The sequence below is a fragment of the Thermochromatium tepidum ATCC 43061 genome, from assembly GCF_009664085.1.
In the GTDB taxonomy this organism is placed as follows: Bacteria; Pseudomonadota; Gammaproteobacteria; order Chromatiales; family Chromatiaceae; genus Thermochromatium; species Thermochromatium tepidum.
On the sequence record NZ_CP039268.1, the window covers coordinates 2,839,258 to 2,862,528 of the forward strand.

General features: G+C 63.6%; 19 protein-coding genes and 1 tRNA gene. 10 read left to right on the top strand and 10 right to left on the bottom strand.

The genetic code is table 11. The annotated features are described in order from the left end of the window. Positions 1-4: 4 nt before the first annotated feature. The 3 genes from E6P07_RS13050 to E6P07_RS13060 form a co-directional block, all read right to left on the bottom strand. Positions 5-397, bottom strand: a complete 393-nt coding sequence (locus E6P07_RS13050) for a septal ring lytic transglycosylase RlpA family protein (RefSeq protein WP_153976005.1) — start codon at positions 395-397, stop codon at positions 5-7. A 153-nt stretch (positions 398-550) separates the two neighbouring features. After that, positions 551-3,190 (bottom strand): glycosyltransferase, encoded by a 2,640-nt coding sequence (locus tag E6P07_RS13055; protein WP_153976006.1) that lies wholly within the window; start codon positions 3,188-3,190, stop codon positions 551-553. 10 nt (positions 3,191-3,200) lie between these two features. Continuing rightward, positions 3,201-4,808, bottom strand: a complete 1,608-nt coding sequence (locus E6P07_RS13060; protein WP_162008647.1) for a glycosyltransferase family 39 protein — start codon at positions 4,806-4,808, stop codon at positions 3,201-3,203. A gap of 411 nt (positions 4,809-5,219) precedes the next feature. On the opposite strand from E6P07_RS13060, the gene E6P07_RS13065 reads away from it, so the two are divergent. Continuing rightward, a complete protein-coding gene (locus E6P07_RS13065; RefSeq protein ID WP_153976008.1) occupies positions 5,220-5,894 on the top strand; it encodes a response regulator transcription factor in 675 nt (224 codons plus the stop codon). Next, positions 5,891-7,306 (top strand): sensor histidine kinase, encoded by a 1,416-nt coding sequence (locus E6P07_RS13070; RefSeq protein WP_153976009.1) that lies wholly within the window; start codon positions 5,891-5,893, stop codon positions 7,304-7,306. The genes E6P07_RS13065 and E6P07_RS13070 overlap by 4 nt, the downstream gene beginning before the upstream one ends. On the opposite strand, the gene E6P07_RS13075 is transcribed toward E6P07_RS13070, so the two are convergent. Next, positions 7,300-9,516: a patatin-like phospholipase family protein gene (locus E6P07_RS13075; RefSeq protein ID WP_246172861.1), complete on the bottom strand. Its 2,217-nt coding sequence runs from the start codon at positions 9,514-9,516 to the stop codon at positions 7,300-7,302. The two genes, E6P07_RS13070 and E6P07_RS13075, sit on opposite strands and share 7 nt — an antisense overlap. A gap of 123 nt (positions 9,517-9,639) precedes the next feature. Continuing rightward, on the bottom strand, positions 9,640-10,848 hold the full coding sequence (locus E6P07_RS13080; protein ID WP_153976011.1) for an exo-beta-N-acetylmuramidase NamZ family protein: 1,209 nt from the start codon (positions 10,846-10,848) through the stop codon (positions 9,640-9,642). A gap of 137 nt (positions 10,849-10,985) precedes the next feature. Between E6P07_RS13080 and queA the strand changes: the two genes are divergently transcribed. The 6 genes from queA (at position 10,986) to E6P07_RS13110 (ending at position 16,876) form a co-directional block, all read left to right on the top strand. Next, positions 10,986-12,017: a tRNA preQ1(34) S-adenosylmethionine ribosyltransferase-isomerase QueA gene (queA, locus tag E6P07_RS13085; protein ID WP_153976012.1), complete on the top strand. Its 1,032-nt coding sequence runs from the start codon at positions 10,986-10,988 to the stop codon at positions 12,015-12,017. 179 nt (positions 12,018-12,196) lie between these two features. Then, entirely contained in the window at positions 12,197-12,586 is a 390-nt protein-coding gene (locus E6P07_RS13090) for an H-NS histone family protein (RefSeq protein WP_153976013.1), read from the top strand. A gap of 315 nt (positions 12,587-12,901) precedes the next feature. After that, entirely contained in the window at positions 12,902-13,177 is a 276-nt protein-coding gene (locus E6P07_RS13095; RefSeq protein ID WP_153976014.1) for an RNA recognition motif domain-containing protein, read from the top strand. A gap of 102 nt (positions 13,178-13,279) precedes the next feature. After that, positions 13,280-15,115, top strand: coding sequence for a M61 family metallopeptidase (locus E6P07_RS13100; protein WP_153976015.1), 1,836 nt, complete (start codon positions 13,280-13,282; stop codon positions 15,113-15,115). Beyond that, positions 15,108-16,106 (top strand): bifunctional biotin--[acetyl-CoA-carboxylase] ligase/biotin operon repressor BirA, encoded by a 999-nt coding sequence (gene birA, locus E6P07_RS13105; RefSeq protein WP_153976016.1) that lies wholly within the window; start codon positions 15,108-15,110, stop codon positions 16,104-16,106. The genes E6P07_RS13100 and birA overlap by 8 nt, the downstream gene beginning before the upstream one ends. Beyond that, positions 16,103-16,876: a type III pantothenate kinase gene (locus tag E6P07_RS13110; RefSeq protein ID WP_153976017.1), complete on the top strand. Its 774-nt coding sequence runs from the start codon at positions 16,103-16,105 to the stop codon at positions 16,874-16,876. Before birA ends, E6P07_RS13110 begins: the two co-directional genes overlap by 4 nt. Here E6P07_RS13110 and E6P07_RS13115 read toward each other — a convergent pair. The 5 genes from E6P07_RS13115 to ppsR all read right to left on the bottom strand — a co-directional run bounded on the left by E6P07_RS13115 (position 16,855) and on the right by ppsR (position 21,051). Beyond that, positions 16,855-16,931, bottom strand: a tRNA-Arg gene (locus E6P07_RS13115). The genes E6P07_RS13110 and E6P07_RS13115 overlap by 22 nt on opposite strands. Positions 16,932-16,987: 56 nt before the next feature. Next, a complete protein-coding gene (locus E6P07_RS13120; protein ID WP_153976018.1) occupies positions 16,988-17,272 on the bottom strand; it encodes a hypothetical protein in 285 nt (94 codons plus the stop codon). After that, positions 17,269-18,462, bottom strand: coding sequence for a geranylgeranyl diphosphate reductase (locus tag E6P07_RS13125; RefSeq protein WP_153976019.1), 1,194 nt, complete (start codon positions 18,460-18,462; stop codon positions 17,269-17,271). The genes E6P07_RS13120 and E6P07_RS13125 overlap by 4 nt, the downstream gene beginning before the upstream one ends. A 125-nt stretch (positions 18,463-18,587) precedes the next feature. Further along, positions 18,588-19,502, bottom strand: coding sequence for a chlorophyll synthase ChlG (gene chlG / locus E6P07_RS13130; RefSeq protein WP_153976020.1), 915 nt, complete (start codon positions 19,500-19,502; stop codon positions 18,588-18,590). A 100-nt stretch (positions 19,503-19,602) separates the two neighbouring features. Next, entirely contained in the window at positions 19,603-21,051 is a 1,449-nt protein-coding gene (gene ppsR, locus E6P07_RS13135) for a transcriptional regulator PpsR (RefSeq protein WP_246172862.1), read from the bottom strand. Positions 21,052-21,507: 456 nt separating this feature from the next. Here ppsR and bchF point away from each other — a divergent pair, with 456 nt between their 5' ends. Continuing rightward, positions 21,508-22,029, top strand: coding sequence for a 2-vinyl bacteriochlorophyllide hydratase (gene bchF, locus E6P07_RS13140; protein WP_153976022.1), 522 nt, complete (start codon positions 21,508-21,510; stop codon positions 22,027-22,029). Then, positions 22,026-23,270 (top strand): ferredoxin:protochlorophyllide reductase (ATP-dependent) subunit N, encoded by a 1,245-nt coding sequence (locus E6P07_RS13145; protein WP_153976023.1) that lies wholly within the window; start codon positions 22,026-22,028, stop codon positions 23,268-23,270. The genes bchF and E6P07_RS13145 overlap by 4 nt, the downstream gene beginning before the upstream one ends. Position 23,271 lies beyond the last annotated feature (1 nt).

Below are 23,271 nucleotides of genomic sequence, written 5' to 3' on the forward strand. Positions count from 1 at the left end.
CGGCTCAACCGTCCTGTTGTGGCTTGCTCAAGACCCTGAGGTCGACCTGCGCGATGCCGCGATCAATGATGCCGAGCTCCTTGGCCGCTTCCTTGGAGAGATCGAGGATGCGACCCTTCACGAAGGGTCCGCGATCATTGACCCGGACGACGATGCTGCGCCCGGTCTTGGTGTCCGTGACCTGGATCTTGGTGCCGATCGGCAAAGTTTTGTGTGCGGCACTCAGGCGATATTTGTTGTAGACCTGCCCGCTGGCGGTCCTGCGACCGTGCAAATTGTCGTGATAGTAGGAGGCGATGCCTTTCTGGACATGGCCGATTCCGCTGTTGGCCGTGGCGCTGTCGGCGTAAGGCATGAGACCCGTCAGCAGACCCGCGGTGATGAGCGTCTTCTTCATAGAGCCAACCTCTTGTTTTCAAAGGGCGCGCCTAAACGATCAGGCGCAGTGAGACCCTTCTCTGACTTAAGGAGAGGCCCCAGTCTAGTGAAAACCCTATATGGGGTAAACCCTAAATCAAGCAAAAATATTGAATCGTGTATTAACGATTCGTCATGCCTCCCAGATTACCGGTTGATCCACCCCGTTGGCATCCCGGCAATCCATGTCAGACATGGGACCGATCAGATCCGCCGATAGCTGTGTCCAGGTGCTCAGCAGTGACACCAGTACCGTGGCCAGATACGGAATCGTCTGCACCACCAGCACCGCGACCCAGATGCGCACATCGAGCATGAAGGCATCCGGGCGCTGCATCACCGCCACTGCGGCCAATAGGAAGGCGAAGGCCAGCAGGGCCTCCTCGCGCGCATCGGCCAGGGCCCGGACCATCGCCGGTGCCTGGGCCAGCTTGGGCGTACGGAAGAAGCCGAGCTTGCCCGTCACTAGGCCAGCGAACATGGCGCGCGCGATGGTGTGCGAGAGCGCAAGCCCGGCAAATCCAGCGGCCAGACTCTGACGCAGCGTGGCCGTGACTCGACGCCGATACAAAAACAGGCTCTTGGAGAGCTTGAACAAAAACAGGACCAGCGGGACCAGGGCGATGCTCATATAGGGCGGGGTGACGGTGTCTGGGGCCATGACCATGGCCACCGACCAGGCGAGCGCGACGAGGTTGAACAGCAGGTTGAAGCCGTCGGCGAGCCAGGGCAGCCAGCCGGCGATGAAGTGATATCTTTGGCCGAGGGTAAGCGAGGTACTGCGCAATCCCAACAGCTCATGTCTGTGGTGCAACAGGATGCGTACTGCGCCATAGGCCCAACGATAGCGTTGCTTGCGGAAGTCGGCGAAGGTGTCTGGCATCAAACCCTGACCATAGGTGCAGGGGATGTAGAGCGCCTTGTGACCGGCCTCGAACAGCCGCAGACCGAGCTCTGCGTCCTCGGTGATACACCACTCGGCCCAGCCGCCGACGGCATCCAGCGCCTGGCGGCGGATCATGGTCATGGTGCCGTGCTGGATGATGGCGTTGCGCTCGTTGCGCGTGACCATGCCGAGATGGAAGAAACCGCGATACTCGGCCATGCACATGGCCTTGAAGGCGTTCTGGTCGGCATCGCGGTAGTCCTGGGGTGCCTGGACGATGGCCACCTCGGGGTCGAGGAAGGCGGGCACCAGATGGCGCAACCACTGTGGGCGCACGATGTAGTCGGCATCGATCACGGCGACCACCTCGGCGCGCGGGTCGGTGTGGCGCAGGGCGAAGTTGAGTGCCCCGGCCTTGTAGCCGGAAAGCGGATCGACATGGAAGAACCGAAAGCGCTCCCCGAGCCGGGCGCAATGGTCGCGCACTGGCTCCCAGACTGCCGGATCCTTGGTATTGTTGTCGATCACCAACACCTCGAAATGCGGGTAATCGAGTGCTGCCAGTCCGTCGAGCGTCTCCCGGAGGAGTTCGGGCGGTTCGTTATAGGCCGGCACATGCACCGAGACGAAGGGGAGCCGGTCGTCTGGCACCGAGCGCAAGGGGAAGGGGCGACGCCAACGGCGCAGCCAGACCGACTCGGCCCATTCATGGGCCTCGGCCATCAGGAGCACGATCACACCCAGCCCGCCGATCAGGAGCAGCACGCCCACGATCATCGTGGCCAGGGTCATGTATTGGCTGGTGTAGTCATAAACGATCCATACGGCAGCGGTCGAGATGGCATAGGTGATGAGCGCCAAGAAGCCCTTGCCGCGCTTAGACAGGGTCGCGCTGTCGCGGTAGAGGAAGGTCAGCAGTAACACGCCCATGACCACCGACAGCCCGGCCAGCTCGCGCCACTGCGGGATGCGTACCACGGGCTCGGTGAAGGTGAACTTGGGTTCGCGAGCGACGTTATAGACACCCCAGTAGGTGCCGGTCGCGCCCTCGGTCTTGAGCTTCCAGAGCTGGTCGAAGGCCTCCATGACGTAATAGACATAGTGCTCAGACTCAGCAACGGCCAGAAAGCGGCGCAGGAAACGGGTCTGATTGGCCAGGGATGCCTCGGCGCCGCGGTTGCGCCGCCCGTTGCTCGGCCAGCCGACCTCGCCGATGATGATCGGTTTGTCTGGATAGGCCGTCTTGACCTGGTTGTAGCGTCTGACGGCATAGTCGACGGCCTGGTCCAGGGGCACACCTTCCCAGTAGGGCAGGAGATGGATGGTGATGAAGTCCACGTGTTCGACCAATTGGGGGTTCTTGAGCCAGACATGCCAGGGCTCGGCCGTACTGACCGGCAGATAGGTGATCCGCCGGATCCGTTCCAGATAGTCGATCATCTGGTCCACACTGACGTCCTTGCGCAGGATGGCCTCGTTGCCGACGATGACCCGGACCAGGTTGCGATAGCCCTTGGCGAGGACCTCGCGCAGAAGCGTCAATTCGGACTCATTGGCCTTGAGATCGGGCCCGATCCAGGCGCCGAGCGTGACGTTCAGTCTATGCTTGGCGGCCAGACGCGGGATCTCACCCAGGCTGTTCTCGACCGAGTAGGTCCGCACCGCGTGGGTGCGGCCTGCGAGCAGGGCCAGGTCGGCGTCGATGTCCTCGAGCGTGGGGAAGCGTTTTTGGTTCGGATCCTGTGCGGCGCGCATGGGCGAGAAGCAGAACCCCTGGATGCGCGTCGGCCAGGCCGGCTCCTCGTTGGGTCGATTGAGGATCCACCAGGCCGAGATCGTAAGCACGGCGATCAGGATCGGGATGACGAAGTCGACGGACCGGTTCATTGGGTGTATGTCAATCGGGGGGCGAGGGGCGGGTCTGTGACTTGGCTTGCCGGGTGACGATGAACCACTGCCAGGTGCCGGCCAGCGGTCTTATCAGTGCCTCTTGGCTAAGCGCGCGGCGCAGTGGCTCTGTGGGCGTGAGCAGGAAGATCGGCTCATATCCGGATGGCCATGTCGATTCACCTTGCCTGGGCTGACCCCAGAGTCGCACATGCGGTTCGAGATGATAGGCAAGGGCGATGAGCTCCCCGAGGCCCACACTGCTGGCGCTGGCCAGGACCAGGGGGCGCTCGCCGGCGTTGACGAGACGGGCGACCTCGCGCGTGTGGGCGCTGAGGTGTTTGGTCGACCAGGTCTCCGCGCGGGCGATGAGGATCTGGGAGAACAGACCGAGCGCGAGCAGGAGCGTCAAGGTGCTCAAGCCGAGACGGTGCCGCATCGAGCCGGACGCGCAACCGAGGGCCGAGCCGATCCACCAGGCCATCATCAGCTGCACCGCCAGCAGCGTGGGCAGGACATAGCGTGCATGCTGGGAGCGGCTGCCGCCCAGCAGCAGATCCGGTCCAAGTACCAAACCGACATAGGCCAGCGCCATCGACAGGATCAGCCAGGCACCTGGGCGCGGCGCGGCGCGAATGAAGAACCAGAGCGCCCAGCCGAGCGGGAGCAGCAGCCACAGCCAGCCGCGATCGAATCCTGGACTCGGGTCGACGAAGGTCTCGACCAAATGACGTCCCCAGGCAGCAAGGATCTCCGGCCATCCGATCGGACGCCGCATCCAGGCCGTCAGATCGCCGACCCGTTCATGCTGGCTGAATACAAGCCAAAGCCAGGGCGAGAAGGCCAGGACGGCGAGCCCGAGGCTGATGGCCCAGCGGCGCGCCTGCTCCAGCCCATATCGGCGGTCTTCACCATCCAGGAACAGCACCAGCAGAACCCAGAACGCCTGGACCGCGATCATCGGCAGAAAGAGTAGATGGGCATAGAGGCCGAGCGCCGTGGTCAGGGCATGCACCAGCCAGGCGCCCCAGCTCCCTCGACGCAGGGCGATCGCGAGCGTGAGACAAGAGAGCACCAGGAGCAGTAACCAGAGCGCATACTGTCGAGCCTCCTGGGCGTAGAGCAGTTGCAGCGGCGAGCAGGCGACCAGCGCTGCCGCCACCCAGGGCGTGGGTCCAGGACCGAAGAGTTCGCGCGTCAGCCATGAGACCGCTGGGATCAGCAGCAGGCCGAACAGGGCCGAGAGACCGCGCAGAGCCGTGACCGGATCAAGCGGAAGTCCGACCACCAGAACGCCCAGCCCATAGTAGAGTGGGGCGTGCTCCGGGTGCCCGACAAAGGCGGCAAACGCCGCGCGCCACCCATGCTCGGGTGTAGGGGTCTGGAAACGCAACACCTCGGATGGCGTCAGGATCTGGCCGCTGAAGAGTACGGACTGCAACTCATCGTGCGAATAACCCAGGACGCGGATCAGGGTGAAGACCTCGTCGTGCCAGACGAGCAGATGGTCGAGTCCCCAGAACCTGGAGAGGATGGACCAGAGTGCGAGTGCGGCTATCGACCATAGACGCGCGCGCGACGCCGCGGGCGGCGAATACTCGATTGAATGGACTGACAAGGCGTAGCGATCCATGGCGGTCTCATCGAGGGGCATCGCCCGGAGACTCCGGTCAGGGCGGGGGGATGAGACAAAGACCCCGTCCGAGTAAGGGCCATGATAGCCTGATCCGGCCCTGGCATGGCGATCGCGAAGGTGTGCGCTGAGCCAAGCGGCTGGACGTCGAGAGATGAACAAATCTTAAACCTTCGTCAATATTTATGGTAAGGCGGTATTTGCGATACTCACTGCCGAAAGTCCTCGCCTAAGGAAACACTGAATCAATCGCGTCTCCCCCGAATCGCAGCTCAAGCTGCTCCCACACAATCAAGGGGTTATAAGAGCGACTTTAGCCGCGAACAGAATAAATCAGAGTTTCCCTAGAGGCAGGCGGATCTTAGGTCTTAAACGGGGCGAGAGGACGCAAAGACGATGCATATCCTGCTGATCGAGGATGATCCACAGATGGCCGAGTATCTGCGCAAGGCGCTCGTTGAGGTGGGCGCCGTGGTCGATCGCGCGGCCGATGGACGCGAGGGCTTGCGGATGGCCACCGCCAGCGACTATGACGTCCTCATCCTGGATCGTATGCTGCCCGGACTCGACGGGCTGGCGATCGTGCGTACCCTGCGCGCCGCGGGCAACCGTACCCCGGTCTTGTTCCTGAGCGCGCTCGGCGAGGTCGATGATCGGGTCGAGGGGCTGCGTGCCGGCGGCGACGACTATCTCATCAAGCCGTTCGCCTTCTCTGAGCTCCATGCGCGCGTCGAGGCGTTGGTGCGGCGCGGCGTGGCCGAGGCCCCCGAGACCCGTCTGCGGGTCGCCGACCTGGAGATGGATCTGCTCAAGCGCGAGGTCACACGCGCAGGTCAGCCCATCCAGCTCCAGCCGCGCGAGTTCCGGCTGCTGGAGTGTCTGATGCGCCACGCCGGACGGGTCGTCACCCGCACCATGCTGCTCGAACAGGTCTGGGACTATCACTTCGATCCCCAGACCAATGTCATCGACGTCCATATCAGTCGACTGCGCTCCAAGATCGACAAGGACTTTGATCCGCCGCTGTTACAGACGGTGCGTGGCGCCGGCTACCGGTTGCAGGCCGGGTGAGGGTCTCGCCCCTGATCAGGCGTCTGTGTGCCCGCGTGGCACGTGTCGCGCGTGGCTCCATCTTCCGGCTGGCATTGCTCTATGTGTTGCTCCTCGCCGGCTCGGTCGTCATCCTGCTCGGCTTCATCTACTGGTCGACCGCCGGCTACATGGATCGCCAGACCACAGAGACCATCGAGGCCGAGATCCGCGGTCTGGCCGAACAGTATCGTCGCCGTGGGTTGGCCGGACTGACGGCGCTCATCCGCGAGCGGGTAGCGCGCGATCCGGTCGGGGCGAGCGTCTATCTGTTGGTCGATGAGCGCTTCGAGCGCGTGGTCGGCAATCTGGATCGCTGGCCGCGCGAGTCACCGGACGCCGAGGGCTGGATTCGCTTCCGACTGCGCGAGTGGGGCACGGATCACACCGACGAGCACGAGGCGCGCGCCCAGGTCTTTTTGCTGCCCGGTGGTCTGATGCTGCTGGTCGGACGCGATGTCCGCGATCTGGAGGCCACCCGTCGGTTGATCCTGGATGCCCTGACCTGGGGGCTGGCGATCACCCTGGCACTGGCCCTCTTGGGCGCCTGGCTGATGAGCGCGAGCCTGACGCGGCGTCTGGACGCCATCAACCAAACCAGCCGTGAGATCATGGAGGGCGATCTGACGCGCCGCATCCCCTTGAGCGGTAGCGGCGACGACTTCGACCGGCTCGCCGACGGACTCAACCGGATGCTGGAGCGCATCGAGGCGCTCATGGCCAGCGTGCGCCAGGTCTCGGACAACATCGCCCATGATCTGCGCACGCCCCTGACCCGGCTGCGCAACAAGCTCGAACTGCTCGCCGCGGCCCTGCCCGAGTCGGGCGAGTCGCGTCTGCTGGCCGAGGAGGCCATTGCCGATGCCGAGGAGCTGCTTGCGACCTTCAACGCCCTGCTGCGCATCGCGCGCCTGGAATCCGGAAGCCGACGCGCCGATTTTGGGCCAGTCGATCTGGTGCCCCTGATCGAGGATCTGGTCGAGCTCTACGAACCCCTGGCCGCCGAGCGCGCACAGCGGCTGGACTGGACGACCGGCGCGCCTTCAATCCTGGTCGAGGGCGATCGTGATCTGCTGTTCCAGGTCATGGCCAATCTGGTCGACAATGCCATCAAGTACACCCAGCCTGGCGGACAGATACAGCTTAGGGTCGAGGTGGCGGGCGGTGCGACGCGGGTACTGGTCGCCGACAACGGCCCCGGCATCCCCCCAGAGTTCCGTGAGCGCGTGTTCCGGCGCTTCTTTCGGATCGACGACAGCCGCGCCACACCGGGCAGCGGACTCGGTCTGAGTCTGGTTCAGGCGGTGGTCGCATTGCACCGCGCGCACATCGAGCTCTCGGACAATGCGCCTGGGTTGCGGGTAACGCTGACTTTCGGCGGACGCCCTCAGTAAGCCCCGCTCAGACCCTCCTGCCGGCTGCCCCAGGGACGCCCGAGGAACAGATAGAGCGCGCCCTGGCCGCTGTCGGCCTGACCATAGCCGAGATAGAGCGGGCCGATGAGGGTATCGGCGCCGAGGAAGAGGCTACCAGCAAGGCGCAGGCTGTCCCAGCCGATATCGCTTCGCCGATTCCAGACGTTGCCGATCTCCAGCGAGCCGCCGGCATAGGTCTTGATGAGACCCGTCCCCAGGTCGCGCAGATAGATGGCGCGCGCGATCCCGAGATTGGAACCCGAGAGCTCATTCTGATTGAAACCAGAGAGGTTGAGGAAGCCGCCCAGCCGAAAATAGGACTGGAGCGGCACCTCGCCGCCGAGGTCCCCGGCCAGTGTCAGCCCGGTCAGCAGGCTATTACGGCCCCAGCTTCGGGCGCTTAGCCAGCTTAGGCTGGCCTGATCGTAGCTGTGGGAGGCCCCCAGTTCGCTGCGCGAGGTCAGCAGTTGCGCATCGAGCAACCAGCCGTGGCGCGGGAAGGTCAGGCTGTCGAGGACATCGACACTCAATCTCAGGCTCAGGTCACCGACCTTGAAGTCATACTCTGGATAGGGCGTGTCACCGATGCGCTGGTCGGCGCGTCCGTCGAAGCGGGCATATCTCAGCCCTAGGCGCCCCCAGGTGTCGAGGTTGCGCCCGAACTCCAACGCCCCCCCTGAGCGACTGAGCTGATATTCAGCGATGGGTTTGCTCTGGGCCTCGGGATCGAAGAACACGAGGTTGTCGTTCAGATGGCCCAGCCCGGCCATGACATACCCTTTCTCCAAGGGATCGATGGGCTGATAGAGGGCGGTGTAGATCCCAGGCTCCTCGCCCAACTGGATCTGGGTGCGCCATTCGCCGTTGAAGGCATTGAGCGGGGCCATGGTGTAGGCCAGACCGATGTTGAAGCGCGAATCGCCCCCTGTGGTCGAAGAAAACTCCAGTCCGCCCTGGAGCGAGCTGGTGCCCCAGGATTTTTCGCGCGCCGTGACCACCAGCGTGGCCTCGGAGTCGGTCTGATCCTCCAGGTGATAACGCACCGACTCAAAGTTGTCTTGCTCATGGATGCTGGCCAACTGGCGCTCCAGGGCCGCTGGGTCGAGCCGGTCGCCGGGCTGGATGTCGAGCCGTTCGCGGATGACGCGATCCGAGAGCCGCGAGCGGTTCTCGATGCGCACGGCGCGGATGGTCGGGCGCGTGTAGGGCGCCGGCTGATGGCGTGCGCGATAGGCCGCGTACTGGGCGCTCGGTAAGGCGAGTTTGACCAGGGCAGGGCGCGCCTCCACCGCGGCGCGCTCACCGATGGCGATCGCCTCGAGCATCTTGTTGAAATCACTGGCCAGCACCGCGTGCCCGAGCGCCGGCCTGATCAGGAGATCACGCGGGCCGAGCGTGGCGATCTGTTCCTGGGTATTGCGCCAGGTCACCAGACTGGCGATCTGATCGAGCATGGTCAGGATGTTCGAGATCTCCTCGCGCTCACGCCGCGGACCGCCGACATCCACGGCAATGACGATCTCGGCGCCCATGTCACGGACCACGCTTACCGGCAGGTTCATCGCCAGTCCGCCATCGACCAGCAGCCGGTCGCCGATCTCGACCGGGGCGAAGACCGCCGGCACGGCCATGCTGGCGCGCATGGCCGTGGCCAGGTCGCCCTCTCTGAGGATCACCGCCTCGCCGGTGACCACATCCGTGGCCACGGCCCGGAAGGGGATGCGCAGCGCGTCGAAGTCCCGGATGCGGCTCGCGGGCAGGCTGTACTTGCGCAGGGCCAGGTCCAGCTTCTGGCCCTGGATCAGTGCGGGTGCCAGGTTGATCCGGCGCTCGCCTTCCTGCACCCCGGGACGGGCCTTGATCAGATAATCGCGATCCTCCAGTTTGCGGCGCATCCGTCGGTCGGCGCGCTCGGCCTCGTCCTGGAAGAGGCCGTCCCAGTCGATCTCCTCGATGATCCGCTCGATCTCGTTGGGCGAGAGTCCCATCGCATAGAGCCCGCCGACGATCGCCCCCATCGAGGTACCGGCGATATAGTCGATCGGGATCCGCAGTTCTTCGATCTGCTTGAGTACCCCGACATGGGCCGCGCCGCGCGCGCCGCCGCCGGAGAGGGCCAGGCCGATCTTGGGCCGCTCCGCTGCCCTGACCAGGGGTGTGGTGAGGGCAAGGAGGACGATGAGTAACACGGCCAAGCAGGGCCTGAAAACAGATTGAGCCTTGGTCAAGGGAGACCTCCATACCTTGGACACGGGGCGCTGAGCGGTAAGGAGACCATGCTTTCGGTGACCAGGTCGAGACTCGGGCGGGTATCAACCATAGAGCAACAGCGGCCGGATCGCCTCGGCCCACTGGGCCTCATCCGGTCGCAGACGCTGTTCCAGGTCCTCGGGCCCGGCCTCGGGGTCATCGACCCATTGGCGCAGGAAGGGCCCGCCCGCAAGCAGGTCGATGGCCAGGCGTTCGGTCTCGTATTCGTAATGGAAGTGACGCCAGAGCGGATAGTCGGGATATTCTAGCCGGATGCACTTAAACAGGAGCGCGATCAGGCGATAGGGCCTGAATTGATCAGGCCGATAATCGGCATTGTCGGTATGGATCTGGAAACCGGCGCAGCGCTGGCCGACGTGCTTATGGAAGGTGGGCTCGAACCAGCACGGACGGATGAGCGCCCCCTGGAGCCAGTCGCCGCGTTCGCGTCTCATACGGGCAAGCAGGCGCCCGAAGTCTAGGTCCGGTGCGCCGACGACCTCGAGCGGCGTGGTGGTGCCGCGCCCCTCCGAGAGTCTAGTGCCTTCTAAGAGCACGGTTCCCGGAAAGCAACGCGCCATGTTGAGGCTGGAGGCATTCGGGCTGGGGTTGACCCAGGACAGTTCCAGCACTGGCCAACCGTAGCCGGGTGCCTCATGCGGGCGATAGCCCTCCATGGTCACCACCTGGAGATCGAGATCCAGGTTCAGATGGGTGACGAACCATTTGGCCAGTTCGCCCAGCGTCAGTCCATGGCGCATCGGGATGGGACCTGCACCGACGAAGCTCTCCCAGCCCGGCTCCAGCAGACTGCCCTCGATCGGTCGCCCGGCCGGATTGGGCCGATCCAGGATCCAGAGGGTCTTGCCGTGTGCGGCACAGGCGCGCAGCAGATAGACCAGGGTGGTGACATAGGTATAGATGCGGGTACCGAGGTCCTGGAGATCGACCAGCAGCACCTCGAAGGCCGCGAGCATGGCGGCGGTCGGTTCGCGCACCTTGCCATAGAGGCTATAGACAGGGATGCCATAGTGGGGATCGATCTCGTCCGGGGTCTCGATCATGTTGTCCTGCTTATCACCGCGCATGCCGTGCTGTGGCCCGAAGGCAGCGACGATCTCGAGTTCCTGCAACTCCATCAGCGCATCCAGGGCATGACGCCCGTCTCTGGTCACGGAGGCCGGATGACCGAGCAGGGCCAGGCGCCGCCCCCGCAGTGGTTTATGCAGTTGTGGATTTTCAAGGAGACGGTCCAGACCGAGTTTGATCATCGTGTATTTTGGGATCCTGTCATGTCAGTTCAGGAAGACCGCGTCCGCGTATCCAGTCGCGCACTGACTTGCGACCTAGACGTTGGAAATGTCCGACATCTCCTCTGCGGCCTTTGTTTTATCATAGAATGATGACGATGCGCCGTTCCGATTTCCATTATGAGCTCCCACCTGAACTCATTGCCCAATATCCGCTGCCTGAGCGTTCCGGCTCGCGCCTCCTGGTGCTCGATGGATCAGATCCAAGACCGCGCGATCGGATGTTCATCGATCTGCCCGAGCTACTCAATCCCCATGACCTGCTGGTCTTCAATAATACGCGCGTCATGCGCGCGCGTCTGTTTGGCCATAAAGAGACGGGCGGGCGGGTCGAGATCCTGATCGAGCGTCTACTCGACGCGCGCGAGGCGCTGGCCCAGGTACGCGCCGCCAAGTCACCTAAGCCGGGCAGTCGTATTCGTGTGACCGATGGCGCCTGGCTATTGGTCGTCGGTCGCGAGGGCGATCTATTTCGATTGCGTGCACTTGAAAGCGATTTTAGCGAACAGATGGCGCGGCATGGCCATATCCCTCTGCCACCCTATATCCAGCGCCCGGATGCAGTGTGCGATGAATCTCGCTATCAGACCGTCTTCGCGCGTTGTGCGGGTGCGATTGCGGCACCCACGGCGGGGCTTCATTTCGATGAACCTCTACTCGCACGACTCGATGCGCTCGGGATCGCGCGCGCCGAGATCACGCTCCATGTCGGTGCAGGGACCTTTCAGCCAGTGCGCGAGGAGGATCTTGCGCGCCACCACATGCATTCCGAATGGTTGGAGGTCACTGAGGGCGTGTGCGAACAGGTCGAAAAGACGCGCCGATTGGGTGGGCGTGTCATCGCGGTCGGAACCACCAGCGTCAGAAGCCTCGAGACAGCGGCTGACGAGTGGATTCTCAGGCCCTTTCGGGGTGAGACTCGGCTGTTTATTCGCCCAGGTTATCGCTTTAAGGTCGTGGATGCGATGATTACGAATTTCCATTTACCCGAATCAACGCTCTTCATGTTGGTTGCGGCTTTTTCCGGCTACACTGAAATCATGAACGCCTACCGTCATGCCGTCGAGCAGCGTTATCGTTTCTTCAGCTATGGCGACGCCATGTTTCTGACTCGTCGTGCGACGGGCTAAATTTTTTGATAAGATCTAGAAACCAGTCCATGAACTGGAATAAAATCATGCCAAGTTGACATGATTTTACAACCGCCGCATGCGGCGCCGTTCTTGGAATCTGATGCGGCTCCAAATCCTTGGTGTTATATGTCAACCTTCGATCCCGTTAAGGCATCCAACATTTAGGAGACATGCGAGTGGAACTCTCCAATCTCAGCATTGAAGAAATTCAGCGTCAGTTACAAGAGACTGATTCAAAAAAGGCCGAGCTCGAAAGCTTGCTCAAGAGCAAGCGTGAGGAGAACAAGGCGTCCATCGTTGAGCAGATCAGGTCGCTCATCTACGACAATGACTATGATCCCGAAGAAATCATGGATCTCGTGTTGCGTCGTCGTCGCAAGCTCTCGGGTAATCGCCAATATCGGCACTACGTCGATCCGGACAATCCGAACAACGTCTATTCACGCGGCGTCCTGCCCGGCTGGATGAAGGACAAAATGATCGAGCAAGGCTATGATCCGAGCTCTAAGGAAGACCGCGAAAAATTCAAGTCCACCTCGCTCAAACTGGTTGAGGCCAAGGACTGACGACGGTCCGACGCTCAAGGGCCGAGCTTCATCGGCGGATGTCTCGATCCGGACGCGGTTCGGGCTCAACGCGCGTCATCCCAACGAACCGCGCCCAGTCCGGGCATCTCTCTGGAAAATCCGTTGCGTGCCTACCGTATCCTTACGGATATCCCCCGCCCCAGTCTTGCTTTATCGTCTATCCCCACCCGAGGGATGGACGGCCTCAAAAAGCTTTGCTCCGGTTGCCGGAGCCAAGACTGTCGAATCAGTTGTGCATTGATTTTTCGACCGTTTTCTCACTCTCTTCAATGCGCTTTCCACGGAATCTGAATGATGAATATCTATGTCGGCAACCTGGCCTACGGCGTCACCCAGGACGAGCTTCGCGAGGTCTTTGGTGCCTATGGCGAAATCTCCAGCGTGAACCTGATCACGGACAAGTTCACCGGTAACTCCAAGGGCTTCGGCTTCGTCGAGATGCCAAACAACTCCGAGGCCGACGCGGCGATCAAGGGTCTCAACGAGACTCCGCTCAAGGGCCGCAACCTGAAGGTCAACCAGGCCAAGCCGCGTAGCGAGCGCCCGGTCAGTCGCGGACCGCGTTGGTAGCCACTCCCAACCGCGTCCGGCTTCGTCCCGGACGCGGTTTAAAAAAGCGATTTCGATCTGTTACCGTTACGGCATTCGTTGCCTGTCTCCGGATGCCGCCGTATGATCCATCCCGCCTTGCTGCTCTATCGGGTCCATCCCGTCTCACCTCAGGCCCATCTGTTCGAGGTCGAGATCCTGGTCGATCCCCCATTCGAAGGTGAGCTCTGGCTCTCCATGCCGGCCTGGATTCCAGGTAGCTACATGATTCGCGACTTTGCGCGCAACATCGTCGCCATCTCTGCGCTCGATGTGCATGACCAACTCCGTGCGCTCGAAAAGACCGACAAGCAGACCTGGCGTCTGACCGACATCCAGGGGCCGTGCCGGATTCGCTATCGCGTCTTCGCCTGGGATCTCTCGGTCCGGGCCGCCCATCTCGATACCTCACATGCCTATTTCAATGGACCGGCCTTGCTGTTGCGCGTGCATGGGCTCGACGATCGTCCTTGCCGGCTGGAGCTCCGTCCGCCCGATGGCGAATCCTTCAGCGACTGGCGTCTGGCCACCAGCCTCAAGCCGGTCGAGGTCACGGACCAGGGGTTCGGGATCTATGAGGCCGAGGACTACGAAGATCTGATCGACCACCCGGTCGAGATGGGGCGGTTTCGGGTACTCGAGTTCAGACTGGAGGGTGTCTTGCATCGCGTCGTGATCAGCGGGCGCTATTGGGCCGACGAGCGACGTCTGCTGACCGATTTGCAGCGGATCTGCACCGAACAGGCCGCACTCTTCGGTGAACTACCCATCGATCGTTATTTGTTCCTGGTCACTGTGCTAGGCGAAGGCCATGGCGGGCTGGAGCATCGCTATTCGACCAGTCTCATCAGTGCGCGCGACGACCTGCCCCAGCCCGGGGATGAGGCGACCACCGAGGGTTACCAGCGGTTTTTAGGGCTGTGCAGTCACGAATACTTCCATCTCTGGCATGTCAAGCGTATCCGACCGCGTGCCCTGATCGGGGCCAGTCTTGCCCATGAGGTACCGACTCGCACCCTCTGGGCCTTCGAGGGCATCACTGCCTATTACGATGACCTGACCCTGGTACGTGCCGGCTGTATCTCCGAGAAGGACTATCTCGGGTTGCTCGCTCGAACCCTCACCCAGGTGTTGCGTACCCCCGGACGGCACATCCAGACCCTGGCCGAGGCGAGTTTCGATGCCTGGATCAAGTTCTACAAACCTGACGAAAACGCGCCCAACGCCCAGGTGAGCTATTACGCCAAGGGTGCACTGGTGGCGCTGATGCTAGATCTGACCATTCGGCGTGACACTCGGGGCGCCCATTCACTCGATGATGTGATGCGCGAACTGTGGCGGGTTCATGGCCGGACAGGTGTCGGGGTCGAGGAACGCGGCGTGGAGGCCATCGCCTCGGCGGTTAGCGGACTGGATCTAAGCGATTTCTTTGCCCGCGCGTTGGATTCGACCGCTGAACTCGACCCGACCGAACTCCTGGCCAGCGTCGGGGTGGCGTTGCGCCGACGCGCGAATCGCGGCGCCAATGACCTCGGCGGCTATGTCGAGCGCTTTGAGCCGGTCACGGCTCAGCCGACGCTTGGCGTCCGCTTGCGTCCGGGCGAGACCCTGATCCAGAACGTGCTCAATGAGAGTGCAGGCGAACGTGCGGGCTTGGCACCGGGTGATCAATTGCTGGCAGTTGCGGGTCTGCGCGTCACACCCACCAATCTGGAGACACTGGTTGCGCGCGCCGCCGGGGAGGGGGCCGTAGTGCTCCATGTGTTCCGACGCGACGAGCTTCTGACCCTGACCGCGCATCCCGAGCCGGCACCCGAGGATACCTGTGACCTGATGTGGCTCGATGATGCCCCGGATAGTGCGAAACGCGCGCGTACCGCCTGGCTATCCAGCGTCGCTGATCGCACCCAAGATGGATGAGCGCCAACTGGTCCTGATCCGGCGTCTCGCCGATGGTCGATTGCATTCGGGCGAGTCCATCGCCTGTGAGCTTGGTCTGACCCGGGCAGCGGTCTGGAAGATCCTGCGCAAGACGTCCGAGACGCTCGGACTCGCCGTGATCGCCGAGCCTGGGCGTGGCTATCGGCTTGCCATGCCACTGGAGCTGCTTGAGGCCGAGCGCATCCAGTCCGCGCTCTCTGAGACCGCCTGCACCCATCTCAGTCGGCTCGACATCCATCCCGTGATCGATTCGACCAACGAGGAACTCAAGCGTCTGGCGAGCACCGGTGCACCTTCGGGAAGCGTCTGTCTGGCCGAGTGTCAGACCGCCGGGCGCGGGCGGCGTGGGCGTGCCTGGGTGTCACCGTTCGGGGTCAATGTCTATCTGTCGCTGCTGTGGCGCTATCCGTTCGCGCCGTCCCATCTCGGTGGGGTGAGTTTGGCCATCGGCGCGACGCTGGCCGAGGCCCTGACCCGGCTTGGGGCCCAAGAGCTTGCGCTCAAATGGCCGAACGATCTGCTGTGGCGGCGGCGCAAGCTCGCCGGTCTGCTGTTGGAGGTGGCGGGCGAGTCTCAGGGTCCGTGTCATCTGGTGGTCGGGTTGGGACTCAATCTCGGTATGACGGCAGGTCAGGGGAGTACCATCGATCAACCCTGGACCAGTCTTGAAGAGGCGCTCGGCGGTTTTACCGTCGGGCGCAACGCCTTGGTGGCCTGTCTACTCGATGCCTTTGTGGAGGCGCTCGACCGCTATGGACGCGAGGGCCTGGCGCCCTTTCTCGAGCGCTGGCGCGCGCACGACGCCTATCTGGGCGAGCCGGTGCGGCTACTGCTCGGCGAGCAGGTCATCGAGGGGATTCACGCCGGCGTGGCCGAGGACGGCGCACTGTTCTTGGATACGCCGGAGGGACGCCGTGCCTTCCAGGCCGGGGAGATCAGCCTGCGCCGACTGGAGTCTTCATCTCAATGAATCTGCTCGTTGATATCGGCAACACCAATCTGCGCTGGACCCTCGAGGGTGCTGGGGCCGAGTGGTTGGTTCGGATCGTGCGTCACTCGGACGCAATCCCGATCGATCTGCTGGCCACCTGGGAGCGGATTCAGCCGCCCGAGCGTGTGCTTGTCAGCCATGTCGGCGGGGCTTCGGTCGCCGAGGCCCTGGGGCGGGTGACGCGCGCCCTCTGGCGGGTCGAGCCGGAATATGTCCACGTGGTGCCAGTCGCGGCCGGTGTGCGCATCGCCTATGAGAACCCCGATCGGTTCGGCGTCGACCGCTGGCTTGCGCTCATCGCCGCCTATAACGACTGCCGCCGCGCGACCCTCATCCTGGATGCCGGCACTGCCGCGACCTTCGACCTGTTGCTGGCCAACGGGCGCCATCTCGGCGGGGTCATCCTCCCTGGGGTCGAGATGATGCGCACGAGTCTGCTCATGGGCACGCACATCCCGCGCGTCGTGTCTGAACCCACCGAGCGCGAATGGGCCACGGATACGGCCGCGGCGATCGCCGCGGGCAGCCTCGGGGCCATCGCGGCGCTCGCGACCCGGCTGTATGACCGCTTGGCCGAGACGGCGGGCGAATCTCCCAGATTCGTCCTCACGGGCGGTGATGCCGAGCGTCTGCGTCCCTATCTCGATCGTCCCAGCGAGACCGACCCTGATCTGGTGCTGCGGGGCCTGGCGATGCTGGTGGATGAGGCCAGAAAAAAGGAGGGAGATGGTGCCCACGGCAGGACTTGAACCTGCGACCTATCGCTTAGGAGGCGATCGCTCTATCCACCTGAGCTACGAGGGCTTGGGAGTAGGGGCATTCTAGCGCAGGGCAGGGGTGCGGACCAGGGCCCATCGACATCAGTCGGAGCGCCGACCTGCCCGACGCCAGCGCCAGGCCAGGTCGGCGAGATGGGTGACGAGCGACCCGGCCAGGGCCAGGCCCATCCAGCCCCACCAGGCTCCGACCAGGGCCGCCCGCAATGCCAACAGCAACAGGGCCCCCGAGAGCAGGAACCCGATCAGTTCCTGAGGCGCAAGCCCGCGACCGGTGCGGTAGTGGATCAAGGCCAGCACCAGACCCTCGACCAGGATCATGACCAGGATCAGGTCGATGATCCGCCCGCTCGCAAACAGCTCGTTCAACGCGGTGACACCAGACCCAGCAGATGGGCCATGTCCTTGAAGAAGATGCGGATATGGGCCCCCGGACGCGCCCTGACCAGGCGCTTGTTCATGTAGGCCTCCCAGGTCAGATACTGGATATCGGGGTCGGCGCACAGGCTCACGAAACGCTCGCGGCGCTTGTCGCTCGAATACCAGAAGCGCTGCATGATGCCCAGGACCCAGAACACCTTGCCGTGGTCCCTCATGAAGCGTTTGCGCGCCTGCTTGAGCGCCTTGGGATCGCCGGTGCGGCAGAGCTCATCGACCGCCTGTGCCGCCAGCCGTCCGCCCATCATGGCGTAATAGATGCCCTCGCCCGAGGCGGGGGCGACCACGCCCGCCGCATCGCCTGCCAGCAGGATGTCGCGCCCGTTGTCCCAGCGCTTGAGCGGCTCCAGCGGGATCGGCGCCCCTTCGCGGCGCAGGACCTCGGCCTTGGCCAGCCCGGCGCGGCGGATCAACTCGGTACAGGCCGTGCGCAACGAGAAACCGGGAACGGCCGTGCCTAGGCCAACGCTGATGGTGTCGCCGTGCGGGAAGACCCAGCCGTAGAAGTCGGGCGAGATGTCGCCCTGATAGTAGACGTCGCAGCGGCTGTTGCCGTCGAAATCGGACGGGGTACGCAGGATCTCGTGATAGGCCGAGACATATTTGACCGTCTCATAGCCCGGGATATAGCGCTTGCCGACGGTTGAATTGGCCCCGTCGGCGCCGATGATGGCGCGCGCCCGAACCCGCTCGCTCGGCGCGTCGCTACGCCCACGACCGGGGCGATAGACCACGATCGCGGTGCCGTCGGTGTCGCGCTCGATCTTCTCGAAGGTACCGGTACAGCGGGTGGCTCCGGACGCGGCGGCGCGTGCACGCAGCCACTCGTCGAAGTATTCGCGATCGACCAGGCCGACATAGCCGTTGGCGATCGGCATGTCCACCTTACGATCCGAGGGCGAGATCATGCGCGCCCCGGTGACGCGGTTGGCCAGGACCGATTCCGGCAGATCGAAGTCGCGCATGGCCTGGGGCGGAATGGCACCGCCACAGGGCTTGATGCGTCCGGCCCGGTCGAGCAGGCATACCGAGCGGCCCAGTTTGGCCAGATCGTTGGCGGCGGTCGCGCCGGCTGGTCCGCCGCCGATCACGACAACGTCGAAGGTTTCAAGATTGGACATGGGGGATCTCGTTGCTGGAGCGTTTGTTCAGGATGGATAGATCGACCTGCGCCCGCTTGCGCGCAGTCAGGGGGATGGAGGGCGCGTGCCTCGCCATACAATGCGCCACCCCCCATCCGCGTGGTTCAGCCAGCCGCCGTCATCAGCCCGCGCACGGCGAAGGCGCTGATCATCATGCCGGTGACATAGAGGGTCACGCCCAGTCCGCTGAACCAGACGGCGCGTTCGACCGGGCGGGCGAGGAAGCGGATCATCAGGGCGACCTGGAGCGCGAGCACCAGACCGATGGCAGCGGCATGGCCCGGCTTGCCCCAGGCCAACAGCAGGACGATCACGATCAGCTGGGGCAGACCCATGGCAAGACAGGTCCACCAGGCGGCGCGCTCGACCCCGAGCTGTACCGTCAGCGAGCGTACACCGAGCTGGCTGTCGCCCGCGATTGACTTGAAGTCATTGATGGTCATGATACCGTGGGCACCGAGACTATAGAGCAAGGCCAGCGTCAGGATCTCCCAGCCGGGTAGGGCACCGCCGAGCATGACCGCCGCCCCAGTGACCCAGGCCAGCCCCTCGTAGGAGAGTCCGGCGGCCAGGTTCCCCCACCAGCCGTTGCCCTTGAAGCGGAAAGGCGGGGCACTGTAACCCCAGGCAATGGCCATGCCGATCAGTGCCAGTCCGAACACCCAGGGGCCGAGCGCATAGGCGAGCAGGAGTGAGACCGCCGTCCAGATCAGGGACAGATACAGGCCCCAGCGCCCAGGGATACGTCCGGACGGGATCGGGCGATCCGGTTCGTTGATGGCGTCAACATCACGGTCGTACCAGTCGTTGACGACCTGACTGGTGGCGCACATCAGCGGACCGGCCAGGAGGATTCCGGCGATGAGTAGCCACCATTTTTCCAGGATCGGCACACCCGAGGAGACGACGCCACAGGTGAAGGCCCACATCGGTGGGAACCAAGTGATGGGATGCAGGACTTCGAGAATGGCCTTGGGCTCGGGATAGGTCCGGGTCGCAATGACCGTGGTCTGATTCATGCGGGAAAACCTGTCTCAGGGAGGGTATTTGGTCGTAAAACCGGCTATTTGTCGAACCACAAGGGCGCCGAGTGCGTTGAGCGGTTCGACACAGCCTTGTTTAGGTTTTTGATGGTTCTTCGGCGGATGCCGTCTGCGCGGCGGGATGATCCGCGACGATGCCGTAGCGGTCGATTTTGACGTACAGACTCTGCCGACTCAAGCCCAGCAGTTCGGCGGCCGAGGCGCGGTTGTCACCGGTGAGTTTGAGCGCCGCCTCGATGCATAATCGCTCGATGGTGTCGGTCGATTCGCGCACCAGTTCCTTGAGCGGCACGCGCCCGACACGCTCGGTGAGCTGATCCAGCCAGCGTGTCTGTTCGGGGCTGACCTGTGGCTCGTTGTGCAGCCGCCGCCCGACATCGCGGATGAAAAAGCCGAAATAGGGCCGTTCGCCATTGCGCACCGCCGTCGCCGAGATCTCGACCTCGGTGGTCGTCCCATACTCGCCGCGCAGCAGGGTCGCAAACAGCCGCACCGTGGTGTACTGACGCAGATTGGCCATGAACACATTGAGATCGACCCCCGGGCGTCCGAGCCAGCGGTCGAGCGATTCACCGCGTGCCTGCTGTTCGGTGGGGAGCTCGGCCAGGTTCAGGAAGGTGGTGTTGGCGCTCAGGATGTGCCCCTCGGCATCCGTGATGACCACGCCGTCCGGTGCCTCCTCGAGCACGCGCAGATAGCGCGCCTTGGCGTCCGGCGGCGCGTTGGTCGCTGACTCGGACAGGATCGGCGACAGCCGCACCAGCAGGAAGGAGGCGTTTTCCTGACGCAGCAGGGAGGCCGCGACCAGGAACTCCTGGGTGCTATGGGCCAGACGCGCCCGCACGTCGTCGGCACGCCCGGCGGCGCGCACGCTCGCCAGCAGGCCGTTGATGGCCTGGGTACTCTCGGTGTCGAAGCCCTCAGGAAAGGGGCGACCGATGATGCGCGCCGGTGCCTCGCCGAGGAGCTGGCCGGCGGCCGGATTGGCCTCGACCACACGCTGAGTCGGCGCGTCGATGATGAGGATGGCCTCCGAGACCATGCGGAACAGCAACCGGTAGCGGGTCTCGACCTGTCGGAAGCGCCAGTAGTCGCGCTCCAGCGCTTGCTGAGCGTCGATGAGCTGTTGCTGGAGGGCTGCCATCCCCTGGAGGCTGCGCCCGAGCGCGATGATGGGCCCAGACTCACCCCTGAGGCGCAGTGCCCGATATTGAACGGGGATCTCGTTCCCGCGCGTGCCGCGATGCGTGACCTGACGCCAGCGGGTGATCGGGACGCGCCGGACCTCGTCGAGCAGGGCCTCGAGATTGGGCCGGGTGTCGAGCGAGACGCTCGTCAGCCAGGGCTCACCGATCCAGTCGGCATCGACATCGGAGCGCAGGTCGGGGTTGCCGAAGGAGATGTCTTGGACTGTCCCCGTTGCGTCGAGCACGACGGCGACGTCGGCCATCCCCTCGATCAGGAGGGCCGCCGTCTCGGCATCGAGGGTTCCGAGATGCTCACTTGGGGCGTTGAAGGTAGTCACGGCCACCGGATCCTCCACGGCCACATGGGTACATCCTCGATCCAGGCACACCGTATCCTCACGGCCAGGGACTCGGTGGATACCAGGGCAGCCATTGAACACAGCGCTGGCTGCGATGGGCATTCACCTCCAGTTTTGGTCGTCATTGAGCTTGGCTCGATACCCAGGCGGGTTTAAGGCACTCATCCGCCGCACGGGCCGACTCACTGGACACGGGCCGACTCACTGGAGCGGATCGTCATTCCCTGAGTACGACGCAAGGGGTATCGGGTAAACGCCAGAATGGAGCGGCTCACAACCCGGGGCTTGGCCCCTATTGTGGTGGCTTGCCTGGGGTTGTCAAGTCAGGTTTACGTAAAATTTGGTTGACGCATCCAGGAAAGCGGACTAGATTGTCATTGACGATTCAGTGAATCGGGGATCGTTCGATACGCGTTTCGGCCTCAAGCACAGCAGATGACCCAGCACTCAGCCTCCAAGCCACCGCGTCGGCCACTCTATACCCCCGAGGAGCGCCGGCGACGGGACGAATCGTCATGGACCCTGGTTCAGGGGATCCTGGCGCCCGTGCAGTTCTTGGTGTTCCTGGTCAGCCTTTATCTCGTATTGCGCTATCTGGCAACGGGCGAGGGGTATTGGGCTGCGACCATCTCGGTCGTCGTCAAGACCCTGGTGCTCTATACCATTATGATCACGGGGTCCATCTGGGAGAAGGAGGTCTTCGGTCGGTATCTGTTCGCCGAGTCCTTCTTCTGGGAGGACGTATTCAGCATGCTGGTGCTGGCGCTGCATACGGCCTACCTGGTGGCCGTCTTCATCGGGCTTGCGCACCGCACCCAGATGTTCATCGCCCTGGCCGCTTACGCGACCTATGTCATCAATGCCACCCAGTTCCTGATCAAGTTGCGTGCAGCTCGGCTCGAGGGTCAGCATAAGGACGATGCCCAGGACAGCGCGCTCGCCGGAGCGGCCGAATGAACGCGCCCGAGGTCCGTTGCGAGCAGGGACAGCGGCAGGTCTTCTGTGGTCTGTCAGGCATCGTTTGGCTGCATCGCAAGATCCAGGATGCCTTCTTTTTGGTCGTGGGGTCGCGGACCTGTGCCCATCTGCTGCAATCGGCGGCGGGGGTGATGATCTTCGCCGAGCCGCGGTTTGCGACCGCGATCCTCGAAGAGCGCGATCTCGCGGGGCTGGCCGACTGCAATCAAGAGCTCGACCGGGTGGTGGCCGAGGTCTTGGAACGCCGTCCGGACATCAAGGCCCTGTTCTTGGTCGGCTCCTGTCCCTCCGAGGTCATCAAGCTCGATCTGGGCAAGGCCGCCGAGCGACTGTCTGAGGTCTATCGCGGTCGGGTGCGGGTGCTCGACTATTCGGCCAGTGGACTAGAAACCGCCTTCACTCAGGGCGAGGACGCCTGTCTCCAGTCCCTGCTGCCCGAACTCCCGACCCGTCCGGCGGGCGAGCGCTCGCTCCTGGTCGTCGGCACCCTGCCCGATGTGGTCGAGGACCAGTTCAAACGGTTGTTCACTGACCTGGGCATTGCCCCGGTCGAGTTTCTGCCGCCACGCCATGCGACCCAGTACCCGGCAGTCGGCACGAGTACCCTGCTGTTGGCGGCCCAGCCCTTCGTCGGCGAGACGGTGCGCACGCTCCAGAGGCGTGGTGCGACCCTGATCACGGCACCCTATCCGTTCGGTATCGAGGGGACACGCGCCTGGCTCAGGGCGGCGACCCAGGCCTGGGGTATCCCCGCCGAGCGGCTGGAGGCGGTCACGGCCCCGGTCATCGCCCGCGCCGAAAAGGCACTGGCCCGTCAGCGCGAGCGCCTGGCCGGCAAACGCATCTGTTTTCTGCCTGACTCTCAGCTCGAGATCCCACTGGCGCGTTTTCTCCAGCGCGAATGCGGTATGGAGCTGATCGAGGTGGCCACACCCTTCCTCGACCGTCAGCTCATGGAGGCCGAGTTGCTGCTGCTACCCTCAGATCTACCTCTGACCGAGGGCCAGGACCTCGAGCGGCAACTCGAGCGCGTGCGCGCGGCGCGGCCCGATCTGACCGTCTGTGGTCTGGGTCTGGCCAATCCGCTGGAGGCCGAGGGGTTACGCACCAAGTGGTCGATCGAACTGGTGTTCACACCCATCCATGGCTTTGATCAAGCGGCCGATCTGGCCGAGCTGTTTGCCCGCCCCCTGGTGCGGGGCGCCTTGCTAAAGGTGTGAC

Bases quoted from the DNA above. Each gene is read 5' to 3' on its own strand.
- E6P07_RS13050 (WP_153976005.1), bottom strand. From the start codon at position 397: ATGAAGAAGACGCTCATCACCGCGGGTCTGCTGACGGGTCTCATGCCT.
- E6P07_RS13055 (WP_153976006.1), bottom strand. From the start codon at position 3,190: ATGAACCGGTCCGTCGACTTCGTCATCCCGATCCTGATCGCCGTGCTT.
- E6P07_RS13065 (WP_153976008.1), top strand. From the start codon at position 5,220: ATGCATATCCTGCTGATCGAGGATGATCCACAGATGGCCGAGTATCTG.
- E6P07_RS13080 (WP_153976011.1), bottom strand. From the start codon at position 10,848: ATGATCAAACTCGGTCTGGACCGTCTCCTTGAAAATCCACAACTGCAT.
- queA (WP_153976012.1), top strand. From the start codon at position 10,986: ATGCGCCGTTCCGATTTCCATTATGAGCTCCCACCTGAACTCATTGCC.
- E6P07_RS13095 (WP_153976014.1), top strand. From the start codon at position 12,902: ATGAATATCTATGTCGGCAACCTGGCCTACGGCGTCACCCAGGACGAG.
- E6P07_RS13100 (WP_153976015.1), top strand. From the start codon at position 13,280: ATGATCCATCCCGCCTTGCTGCTCTATCGGGTCCATCCCGTCTCACCT.
- birA (WP_153976016.1), top strand. From the start codon at position 15,108: ATGGATGAGCGCCAACTGGTCCTGATCCGGCGTCTCGCCGATGGTCGA.
- E6P07_RS13110 (WP_153976017.1), top strand. From the start codon at position 16,103: ATGAATCTGCTCGTTGATATCGGCAACACCAATCTGCGCTGGACCCTC.
- E6P07_RS13125 (WP_153976019.1), bottom strand. From the start codon at position 18,462: ATGTCCAATCTTGAAACCTTCGACGTTGTCGTGATCGGCGGCGGACCA.
- chlG (WP_153976020.1), bottom strand. From the start codon at position 19,502: ATGAATCAGACCACGGTCATTGCGACCCGGACCTATCCCGAGCCCAAG.
- bchF (WP_153976022.1), top strand. From the start codon at position 21,508: ATGACCCAGCACTCAGCCTCCAAGCCACCGCGTCGGCCACTCTATACC.
- E6P07_RS13145 (WP_153976023.1), top strand. From the start codon at position 22,026: ATGAACGCGCCCGAGGTCCGTTGCGAGCAGGGACAGCGGCAGGTCTTC.